Below are 9762 nucleotides of genomic sequence, written 5' to 3'. Positions count from 1 at the left end.
GGCCGGGCATTGGGCATGCGCTGGTACACGCCATCTTTGCTCGCGATGTGCCGGTAATTCAGGCCAGCGCGATGACGCTTGGCTTACTGTTTGTTGGACTTAACATGCTGGTGGATGCAGGTTGCCACTGGCTCGATCCGCGAGGGAAGCGCGCATGAAACTGAATTCACGCCGAACGGGCCTTTTACTGTTAGTCCTGCTGCTGGGATACGCATTTCTCCTGCCGTTGTTTCACTTCGGGGATCCTTTGCAGCAGGAACTGTTGAATATGTTGCAGCCTCCCAGCTATGCCAATCTGTTGGGGTTCGACCATCTTGGTCGCGACATGTTGCCACGCTTAAGCGCTGCGTTGCGCCTTTCCCTTGGCCTTGCCGCATTGTGTGTGATCAGCGCTTTGATAACCGGCGTGCTGGCTGGCGTGCTGAGCGCGCTATACGGCGGCATGCTGGACCGAGTGATCGGTATGCTGGCCGATATGTGCCTGGCACTGCCTGGTTTGCTGCTGGTGCTATTGCTGGCCGCCATTGCGCCGGATTCACCGCAGATGCTGTGGCTGGGCATTTCATTGGTGCTGTGGGTGGAGTTCTTCCGCGTTACGCGGGCGACGTTGCTCTCTATCATCGAGGCGCCAGGCATGCAAGCGTCGAAACTGCTGGGCTTTTCGCCATTGTATCGCTTCCGTCGTCATTTATGGCCCGCGCTGGCGCCGGTGTTACTGACGATAGCGCTGTTCTCGTTCAGCAGCGCCATTATGGCCGTCTCCGCGCTGGGTTTTATTAGCGTCGGTGTGCGTCCGCCCACGCCCGAACTGGGTTTGATGATGACGGAACTGTTGCCGTTTGCCTGGGAAGCGCCGTGGTTGTTGCTCCAGCCGGTGATCGCGCTGTTCTTACTGCTGATTAGCCTCAATCTGATGATGAAAAAGGAGGGTAAATGAAAGGATTACAGGCCATCGGTATTACGGTCATGGCAGACGACGCCACGCTGGTGGAGCCGGTGAATTTCACGTTGCAACCCGGTCTGCCGCTGACATTACTGGGTGAAACGGGGTCGGGAAAAAGTCTGTTGGCTCAAGCGGTGATGGGGATTTTGCCGCAGGGATTACAAGCCAGCGGCACATTGATCATTAACGGTCAGCACTATCAATTGCCGCAGGACGGTGCCGCCTTGCGTGGCTTGTGGGGGCGCACTCTCGCGTCGCTGCCACAGGAACCCTGGCGGGCGCTGGACCCTACGATGGTGATCCAACAGCAGGTCGCTGAGGGCTATCGCTTCGTGCGGGGGCATTCAGACAATCGCAGCGAGGCTGCCGCGCAAGATGACCTTGAACAACTCGGTTTAGCAGCGTCAGCGCATAAATACCCCTGGCAACTCTCTGGCGGTATGGCGCAGCGAGCGGCCTTTGCCGCCGCTCGCGCGGGCGGTGCACAGATTTTAATCGCAGATGAACCCACCAAAGGGCTGGATGTGTCACGGCGTGATGAAGTCTCTGCTTTATTGCGCCGCGAAGTGGCGGTGGGCGGCACGTTACTCACCATCACCCACGATATCGCGCTGGCACGTCAGCTGGACGGCGACATTATGGTGATGCACAAGGGTAAAGTGATTGAACAGGGCAGGGCGCAGCAGGTGCTGCAGACGCCAGTTCAGCGCTACACGCGCGAGTTGCTGGCGGCTGATCCTGCCAACTGGCCCGCACGGCAACCCGCGGTGATTCGCAGCAAGCCGGTGGTTCAGGCTCAAGGCATCAGGCTGGAGCGTGGCGGCAAAGCGTTGGGCGTACCGGAAAATTTCACGCTGCATGCCGGCGAGATCGTCGGGTTACAGGGGGCGAGCGGCAGCGGTAAAAGCAGCTTTGGCGATGTGTTGCTGGGGTTATTAAAGCCGCAGCGAGGCATCATCACACGCCTCGCCTCCGCTGACAGGTTGAAGTATCAAAAGATCTATCAGGACCCCTCTGCGCTGTTTCCCCCTGTGCAAACGCTGGCGCAAAGTCTGGATGATGTTCTGCGACTGCACCGCATCGCCCGATCGCGTAGAAATAAGCTGATGGAACAGCTGGCGCTGGATGCCTCGTTACTCACACGTCGCCCCGATTCACTATCCGGCGGTGAGTTACAGCGTTTTTCGCTGTTACGCGTGATGCTGCTTGAGCCAGTGTTCTTATTCGCCGATGAACCTACATCGCGGCTCGATCCGGTGGTACAGCAACAAACCTTGCAACTCATCACCGGGATGGCGCGTGAGCAGCAGTGTGCAGTATTGCTGGTGAGCCACGATCGCGATTTGCTGGAAAAAAGCGCCCATCGCGTGCTGGCGATGCAGGCGGCTTAACGTTCGGGTGGCTGACTGTCTCCGGCACCTAATGAACGTTGCATCACCACGGTGTCGAGCCAGCGGCCATGTTTAAAACCCACGGACTTCATTACACCGGTGTGCTCAAAGCCGAGCGCCCGGTGCAATCCCAGCGATCCCTGATTGGCGCTATCACCGACGATAGCGATGATCTGGCGAAACCCTGCCGCTTCCGCCAGCGCAATGGCCTTCTGCAACAGCGCACGGCCAATGCCGCGTCCGGTTTGCTGCTGATCGAGATAAATTGAATCTTCCAGCGTAAAGCGATAGGCGTAGCGAGGGCGATAGGGCGCGAGATAGCAGTAACCCAGCACCTGCTGATTCTCTTGTGCCACCAGCCAGAATCCACCGCGCTGCTGTACATCCTTGATACGGTTTTCCATTTCACTTGCGCTGGGCGGCTCCGTTTCAAAGGTGGCGGTGCCATGAAGTACATGCCAGGCATAGATTTTCTGAATGGCGGCGGCGTGATGCGGGCGAGCGGGAATAATGTCCATTTGTTCCTGATAATCATCATACGAAAAACACAGCATGCCACTGTGTTACGCGCCGATCATCGGGTTTAACGATAGGAAATTATTATGACTAATTCTGTTCTGACAACTGCACCGCCATGGTGTCCGCTTCCAGCGCTTCAAAGATGTGCGGTTCGTCAGCCGGATAGCAAATATAGTCACCGGGATGCAGTTCAACAGGCGCATCCGTGGGTCCAACGCGTGCGCGGCCACGGGCAATAATAATGTGCTCAATTGAACCCGGCGGATGAGGGTGCGATGCACGTGGCGCACCGGGTTGGCTGGTGATCAGATAAAGATCACGACGACCGCCCGGCGGACAGCTGGCTAACAGCGCGGCCTGGTAATCCGCTAACTCTGCCGACACCATCATGCCCTCGCCGCGTCGGATCACCTGCAAACGTTTCACTTCTGGCTCCATCAGGCGCGCAAAAGGGATATTCAACGCCACACACAGTGACCACAGGGTTTCGATGCTGGGATTGCCATTGCCGGATTCAAGCTGTGACAGCGTTGATTTCGCGATCCCGGCGCGACGAGCGACTTCCGTGAGTGACAGCCCGGCACGCTGGCGCTCACGCACTAAGCCGGCCGCAATAAGGTCAATCGGTGGTGTCACAGTTTCTCCTGTTCTTTATATCGAACGATTTGTTCATCTTGTAAAACACATGAGGCGCGTTCATTATAACGACTTTCTTGTTCGATATGAGATCAAATTGTGATGCGTCTGGGTGCAGTTCCGCTTGATCGCGGCGTTTTAAAAGCGATTTTCCTTGTCTGTCTGGCCGATGGCATTGTCGGTCTTTCTTACGGTTCGCTGGCGGCGGCGGATGGCTTTCCACTGTGGGTGCCGATTGCACTCTCCACGCTGGTGCTGGCGGGAGCGTCAGAGTTCCTGTTTATCGGTATTGTCGCCGGAGGAGGCAGCCCATTAACCGCAGCGGCGGCCGGTTTACTGGTCAACGCGCGCCATTTGCCTTTTGGTATTGCCGTCAAAGATTTGGTCGGGCAGGGCGGTCGTAGCCTGCTAGGCTGCCACATCATGAATGATGAAAGCGTGGTGTTCGGCATTTCCCAAAAGAAAATCGGCCAGCGCCGTGCGGCGTACTGGATTTGTGGTTTAGGGATTTTTGCCATCTGGCCACTGAGCGTGGTGTGCGGTGCGGTGATCGGGCGGTTTATTCCGGATGTTTCCGCCATTGGCCTCGACGCTGTGTTCCCTGCGATCCTGATTGCCCTGATTTTTCCTGCTTTGCGTCAGCGTCGTACGCGCATTCCGGCCACGCTGGGCACGGCGCTGTCCGTGTTAGTCACCCCCTTTGTGCCAGCAGGAATGCCGGTGCTGTTCTCCTTACTCGGTTTGCTGAGCTGGCGGGAGCGTAAAAATGCACAATAACTTAGTGATTGCGGGTATCGCATTGCTGGCGGTGGGCACCTATGCGATGCGTTTTGCCGGTTACCGCCTGGGCAGCCGGATACAGATGTCAGACAGCGTGCGCAACATGCTATCGGATGCGGCTACGGTGTTGTTGTTAGCGGTTGCCGTCACCACGGCACTGTTTGAAGGCAGTCACTTTGCCGGCGTGGCGCGTATTGCTGGCGTGCTGTTTGCCGTGTTCCTGACGTGGCGTCGTACCCCGCTGATCCTGGTGATCATCGGCGCAGCAGTGATGACGGCTTTGCTACGCTACTTTGGGGTGCCGTGAGCAAAATAAACAAACGCGGCGCAACGATTTTGTTACTGTGAAGCATCCGGAAATCGCCTAAAGAGAAGGACATATGACCCCGCGCTTAGCACGCCCTGACGAAGCCGCCGTACTTTGGCGCATCCGCAATCTTGCCATTCGCCATGGTTGCCAGTCGGTGTATCCCGCTGAGGTGATCACCGCGTGGACGCCCGATGCGTTACCTGCGGGGTACTTTGAAGCGATTAAAGGGAATCCGTTCTTCGTGATTGACGATCCTGAACATGGCGTGGCGGCTACAGGCTTTCTGGACCTCAGGAGCGGCAGCGTCGAGGCGATATTCACCTTGCCCGCGTGCAACGGTAAGGGCTACGCCAGTGCGATTATGACGGCGATTATCCACGAAGCCCGCCAGCGCGGTTTCAAACAATTGACGCTGGCTGCTACCCCGAATGCCAGCGGCTTTTACCTCCGACACGGTTTCAGCACAGTGCGAGAAGCCTTATACCCCTCCGCGTTAGCCAAAGCCGATCTTCCCTGCGTCGAGATGATGCTGACACTATGATGAAGAGAGTGAATAACAACATGGACAGCAGCAAAATGGTGATTAACTGCGTGGCCTATCGCCACGGCAAACGTGAAGAACATGTCGATGTCGCCGACATCAGCGAAGTGTTAAAAGAGGAAAGCTCTTTCATCTGGCTGGGCCTGAACCAGCCCGAACCGGCTTTTATGCAGACTTTGCAGGAAGAGTTTGGTCTGCATGAGTTAGCAATCGAGGATGCGCTGGTGGCCCATCAGCGCCCGAAGATTGAACAGTATGGCGAGTCGGTGTTTATCGTGGTGAAAACCGCTCACCTTGACGATCAGCAGCGTATCAGCTTTGGAGAAACTCACTTTTTCCTCGGGAAAAACTTTCTGATTACGGTGCGCCACGGCTCTTCAGAAGGGTATGCAGCGATTCGCGCAAAAGCCGAAAAAAATCACACCATGCTATGCCAGGGACCGGGCTATGCGTTTTACTGCATCCTCGACTTTATTGTCGATAACTACAGCAAAATCACCGCATCACTCAGTTCTCGCATTGGGGATTTGGAGGACGGCATGTTCACCACGCGTTTCGACAGTAAAACGCTGGAGAACGTTTACCACTTGCGGCGTGAATTACTTTCGCTGCGCAACGCTGCCATGCCGGTCACCGAAATCTGCGCGCAGCTGGCTCGCTTCCATGAAGATATTATTCCGAAAAACCTGCGCGCTTACCTGCGTGATATTCAGGACCATGCACACCATGTGATGATTGATGCCGAAGACATGCGGGAAATGCTCACCAGCGCCATGCAGGTCAATCTGGCATTAGTCTCGGTTCAGCAGAGTGAAGTGAACAAAAAGCTCGCTGGTTGGGGGGCCGTACTGATTGTGCCCACCATTGTTTTCAGTATGTACGGTATGAATTTCTCGGACATGCCCGAGTTGAAAACCCATTTTGGCTATCCGGTGGTGCTGATTGTCACACTGATGATTTGTGGCCTGATGTGGTCACGCTTGAAAAAAGCGGGTTGGCTGTAAAGCCACAAGGATTTTCTTCCAAATGATTTTGTTATCACTGCGTTCGATTCGGCAACGCAGTGAAGCCTGAATCCGCCAAAAACCGCCCCGTTTAGTGAAAAGACCGATTGGCCCGCAAGTGAATGCTGATGCGCCTTGCGGATTTAAACCTTCATTCAGCTGCCACTTCCTTGTCACATTGCTGACTTTTTAATCATCAGCTTTTCCTATTACTCCACTTGGCTAAATACAACATATCCCACATTTGCCACATTTGACGGTCTTGATTCACACATCAACTATTGCGACTATCACCCTCATAGTGTGGTCTGTCAGTAAGGTGTGAAGATGGTGGTTAAGCAGAATTTATCCCAGCGTATTCCCGATGTGCTCAGCGCAGCTCAGCAAATCCGTGAGGGTGAGAGCAGTAGCGAAGCGCTGGTTGGGCATTGCCTGAAACAGATTAAAACCCACAATCCCACATTAAATGCCTTTGGTGATGTGTATGACCAGCAGGCAATGGAAGAGGCGGTTATCTGCGATCGCGAACGTCAGCAGGGCGAAATCCGCGGACCGCTGCATGGCGTGCCTTTTGGCGTTAAAGACTTATTTTCCACTGCGGGATTGCGCACCACCAAAGGGTCACTGACATCATTGAATAATGTGCCGGATAGCGACGCGCCCATTATTGAACGGTTAAAAGCGGCAGGGGCGATCATTATCGGCAAAACCGCCACCACCGAGTTTGGCTGGACAGGTTCGAGCTACTCCCGCGTGTTTGGTCATGGCCGCAACCCCTGGGACCCGGCATTAACCAGCGGCGGCTCCAGTTCCGGTTCGGCTATTAGTGTGGCTGCCCACATGGTGCCAGCGGCGCTGGGTTCTGACGGCGGCGGCTCGGTACGTATACCCGGCGCTTTTTGCGGTATTTTCGCGCTCAAGGCTTCCCTGGGCCGGATTCCCACCTGGCCGTGGTCCGCCACCGAGATGCTGAGCCACGCCGGGCCGATGACGCGTACGGTGCGCGACAGTGCGCTGCTGTTTGATCTGCTTTCCGGTCCGGATGCACGCGATCATCAGGCGCTGCCCGCCAAAACGGAATCCTGGCTGGCGCGTTGCGATCAGCCCTTATCTGGATTGCGGGTTCACTTCAGCCCAACACTGTTTAATACGCCGGTGGATGCGCAAATTGCCGCCTGCGTTGAACAGGCGGTGGAACAGATTGCGCATGCGCTGCCTGTAACGCTTAGCAACGGTCCACTCGCCTGGTCATCGCCATTTGATACTTTCGATACCTTATGGAGCGGTGGGCGTGGCGTGGCCTATGGTGCCGCTTTGCAACAGCAGCTTGACCAACTCGATCCCGGCTTTGCTGCCCTGATCGAACGTGCACAAAGCCTGACCCTGGCGGATTACCTGGCGGCACAAAAACAGCGTGCGGCCTTTAACGGCCAGGTGCATGCGCTCTTTGATGAGATCGATTTACTGATTACGCCCACGCTACCGATTCTGCCTTTCGCGGCCGACCGTCACGTACCGGAGACGCAAGCCAACGGCAACAGTGGCGTGGAGTGGGCACGATGGACGCCGTTCACCTGGCCCTTCAATTTAAGCGGCAATCCGGCAGCAACCCTTCCCTGTGGTTTTACCAAAGAAGGGCTGCCAGTGGGATTACAGGTAATCGGCCGTCGCTATGCGGAAGGCGATGTCTTGCAGTTCTGCGCCGCACTGGAAGCACTGATGCCATGGGATCAACATCAACCCGCTCTGTAGGAAGCCGCTTGCGACCACACGAGGGTATACTGCGAGTTTGGCGTAGATAAACAGAAGGTAAGCATGATTAATCAGCCACGACTCGATGAAATAAAACGGATTTTGAGCCACGAAAAACGGGTGCGCGTGACGGAGTTGGCGCAAAAGTTCGTGGTATCGGAAGAGACGATACGCCGTGACCTGAAGTATCTGGAAGAGCAAGGCGTGTTGCGACGGGTACACGGTGGCGCAATTTTACCGGTGCCGAGTGAGGAGCAGCCATTACAGATCCGTAGCCGTATTAAGCCGCGTGCCAAAGTACGCATCGGGCAACTGGCCAGCGAGTTGGTGGAAGAGGGGATGGCGCTGTTTCTGGACACCGGCACCTCGACGCTGGCCCTGGCGCAGCAGTTAACGCGGTTTTCGCGTCTGAAAGTGATCACTAACTCAATGGATATCGCCGCGCTGTTAACGCAGCAAAGCGAGAATGCTGTCACGCTAACACCAGGGCGAGTACGGCGAAATGATAACGCACTGATTGGCCCCCATACGCTGGAGTTCGCTCGACAGTTCCATTACGACATCGCCTTTATGGGGATTGGTGCCGTGGATCGGGAGAACGGGTTTATGGATTACGAAGAGCCTGAGGCGTTATTGAGGCGTGTGCTGAGCACGCACTGTCGCCAGAGTGTGATTCTGGCAGATGAAGGCAAATTTGGACTGCGAACGTTTGTGAATACGCTGCCGTTTAGCGCGGTCGACACCTTAGTGACCAATGCGCCACCTGCGGCAGCTTTTGTAGCGAGTCTGGAGAACGCACATGTCAACATCCTCCATCCCGGTAATGCCGCGGATGACAGCGCAAGATTATCAGGCATTTGATGCGCTATTTGCCCTCAGTAGCCGTATTGGTGCGACGCCCGCAGGAGGTTTGCATCGCCTGACGGCCTCCGAGGCCGATAAGCAGATGCGCGATGCCTTTTGTACCTGGCTGACGCAGCAAGGTTTTCAGGTTCATATCGACGAAATTGGCAACATTTTTGGCCTGATGTCGTTACGAGAAGGCGCGCCGTGGATTTTGTGCGGTTCTCATCTGGACAGCCAACCGTTGGGTGGCCGTTTTGATGGTGCCTACGGTGTGACCGGTGCGGCGACCACCATTGCTTCTTTGGTGCGCCAGTTGCGTGATAGCCCGCAATCTGCTCAGCGCAATCTGGCGGTGGTGAACTGGACCAATGAGGAAGGTGCGCGTTTTCAGCCCAGCCTGACCGGCAGTTCAGTATTTACCGGTGCCATGACACTGGAGCAGGCTTTGGCTTGTGTGGATGGCGACGGTATCTCACTACAAACCGCCTTACATGACATCGGCTATTGCGGTACGCCGTTACCGGCGCTGCCCTTATCGGCCTATCTCGAACTCCACGTCGAGCAAGGCCCGCACCTGGAGCAGCAACATAAGCAGATCGGCGTGGTGACCGAAACCTGGGCGGCGCTGAAATGGCAGGTCACCTTCTGTGGCGAACAGAACCATACCGGCCCCGCATTAATGCATCGCCGGCGTGATGCGCTGTTGGCCGCCGCGCACACCATTGTCGCTGTGCGCGCCGAGGCTGACCATTATGGCGACATCCTGCATACCTCGGTGGGCAGAGTGGAAACCGCCCCGAATTCCCCCAACGTGGTGACGTCAAAGGCCACGCTGTTTATTGAGTTTCGCTCAGCTGATGAGGCGTTGTTAAAACAGTTGCAGGAGAGCTTTAGCCAAAAGATGCAATCGATTGCTCAAATGACGGCAACGGATGTCAGCCTCGACCGCGCGCACTATCGTCCGCGCCAGCAACTGGATGCTGATTTGAGCCAACTGGTGCTTGCTCAGGCAACGGCGCTGGGGTTAAGCGCAATGCCCA

At 56.0% G+C, this 9762-nt stretch carries 11 protein-coding genes and 1 pseudogene; 10 read left to right on the top strand and 2 right to left on the bottom strand.

Annotated elements, in window-relative coordinates:
• The 3 genes and pseudogenes from PSSD_RS27615 to PSSD_RS24615 all read left to right on the top strand — a co-directional run.
• Positions 1 to 158: pseudogene (locus PSSD_RS27615) on the top strand (ABC transporter permease); the annotation flags it as partial.
• Positions 155 to 937, top strand: coding sequence for an ABC transporter permease (locus PSSD_RS24620; RefSeq protein ID WP_058974052.1), 783 nt, complete (start codon positions 155 to 157; stop codon positions 935 to 937). The pseudogene PSSD_RS27615 and the gene PSSD_RS24620, both read left to right, overlap by 4 nt.
• The gene (locus PSSD_RS24615) at positions 934 to 2334 is read left to right on the top strand and encodes an ABC transporter ATP-binding protein (protein ID WP_058974051.1); all 1401 of its coding nucleotides are present in this window, start codon (positions 934 to 936) and stop codon (positions 2332 to 2334) included. Before PSSD_RS24620 ends, PSSD_RS24615 begins: the two co-directional genes overlap by 4 nt.
• On the opposite strand, the gene PSSD_RS24610 is transcribed toward PSSD_RS24615, so the two are convergent.
• Positions 2331 to 2852 (bottom strand): GNAT family N-acetyltransferase, encoded by a 522-nt coding sequence (locus PSSD_RS24610; protein WP_058974050.1) that lies wholly within the window; start codon positions 2850 to 2852, stop codon positions 2331 to 2333. The two genes, PSSD_RS24615 and PSSD_RS24610, sit on opposite strands and share 4 nt — an antisense overlap.
• Before the next feature lie 88 nt (positions 2853 to 2940).
• Positions 2941 to 3489, bottom strand: coding sequence for a helix-turn-helix domain-containing protein (locus PSSD_RS24605; protein ID WP_058974049.1), 549 nt, complete (start codon positions 3487 to 3489; stop codon positions 2941 to 2943).
• 102 nt (positions 3490 to 3591) lie between these two features.
• Here PSSD_RS24605 and PSSD_RS24600 point away from each other — a divergent pair, with 102 nt between their 5' ends.
• From PSSD_RS24600 to PSSD_RS24570, 7 genes are all read left to right on the top strand, one after another.
• Complete coding sequence (locus tag PSSD_RS24600; RefSeq protein ID WP_058974048.1) at positions 3592 to 4266, top strand: AzlC family ABC transporter permease; 675 nt, start codon at positions 3592 to 3594, stop codon at positions 4264 to 4266.
• The gene (locus PSSD_RS24595) at positions 4256 to 4576 is read left to right on the top strand and encodes an AzlD domain-containing protein (RefSeq protein ID WP_058974047.1); all 321 of its coding nucleotides are present in this window, start codon (positions 4256 to 4258) and stop codon (positions 4574 to 4576) included. Before PSSD_RS24600 ends, PSSD_RS24595 begins: the two co-directional genes overlap by 11 nt.
• A 73-nt stretch (positions 4577 to 4649) precedes the next feature.
• Positions 4650 to 5120 (top strand): GNAT family N-acetyltransferase, encoded by a 471-nt coding sequence (locus tag PSSD_RS24590; protein ID WP_039330251.1) that lies wholly within the window; start codon positions 4650 to 4652, stop codon positions 5118 to 5120.
• A 35-nt stretch (positions 5121 to 5155) separates the two neighbouring features.
• Positions 5156 to 6124 carry a magnesium/cobalt transporter CorA gene (gene corA / locus PSSD_RS24585; protein ID WP_039330348.1) on the top strand — a complete coding sequence of 323 codons (969 nt, stop codon included), beginning with the start codon at positions 5156 to 5158 and terminating at the stop codon, positions 6122 to 6124.
• 327 nt (positions 6125 to 6451) lie between these two features.
• Positions 6452 to 7876: an amidase gene (locus PSSD_RS24580; RefSeq protein ID WP_058974046.1), complete on the top strand. Its 1425-nt coding sequence runs from the start codon at positions 6452 to 6454 to the stop codon at positions 7874 to 7876.
• Between the two features lie 63 nt (positions 7877 to 7939).
• Positions 7940 to 8737, top strand: coding sequence for a DeoR/GlpR family DNA-binding transcription regulator (locus tag PSSD_RS24575; protein WP_039330253.1), 798 nt, complete (start codon positions 7940 to 7942; stop codon positions 8735 to 8737).
• Positions 8676 to 9762, top strand: a 1087-nt coding sequence (locus PSSD_RS24570) for a M20 family metallo-hydrolase (protein ID WP_058974053.1), incomplete at its 3' end; no start/stop codon positions are given. The genes PSSD_RS24575 and PSSD_RS24570, both read left to right, overlap by 62 nt.

The sequence above is a fragment of the Type-D symbiont of Plautia stali genome (genome assembly GCF_001485335.1).
In the GTDB taxonomy this organism is placed as follows: Bacteria; Pseudomonadota; Gammaproteobacteria; order Enterobacterales; family Enterobacteriaceae; genus Pantoea; species Pantoea vagans_C.
This window is presented reverse-complemented; position numbering and strand designations above follow the sequence as displayed.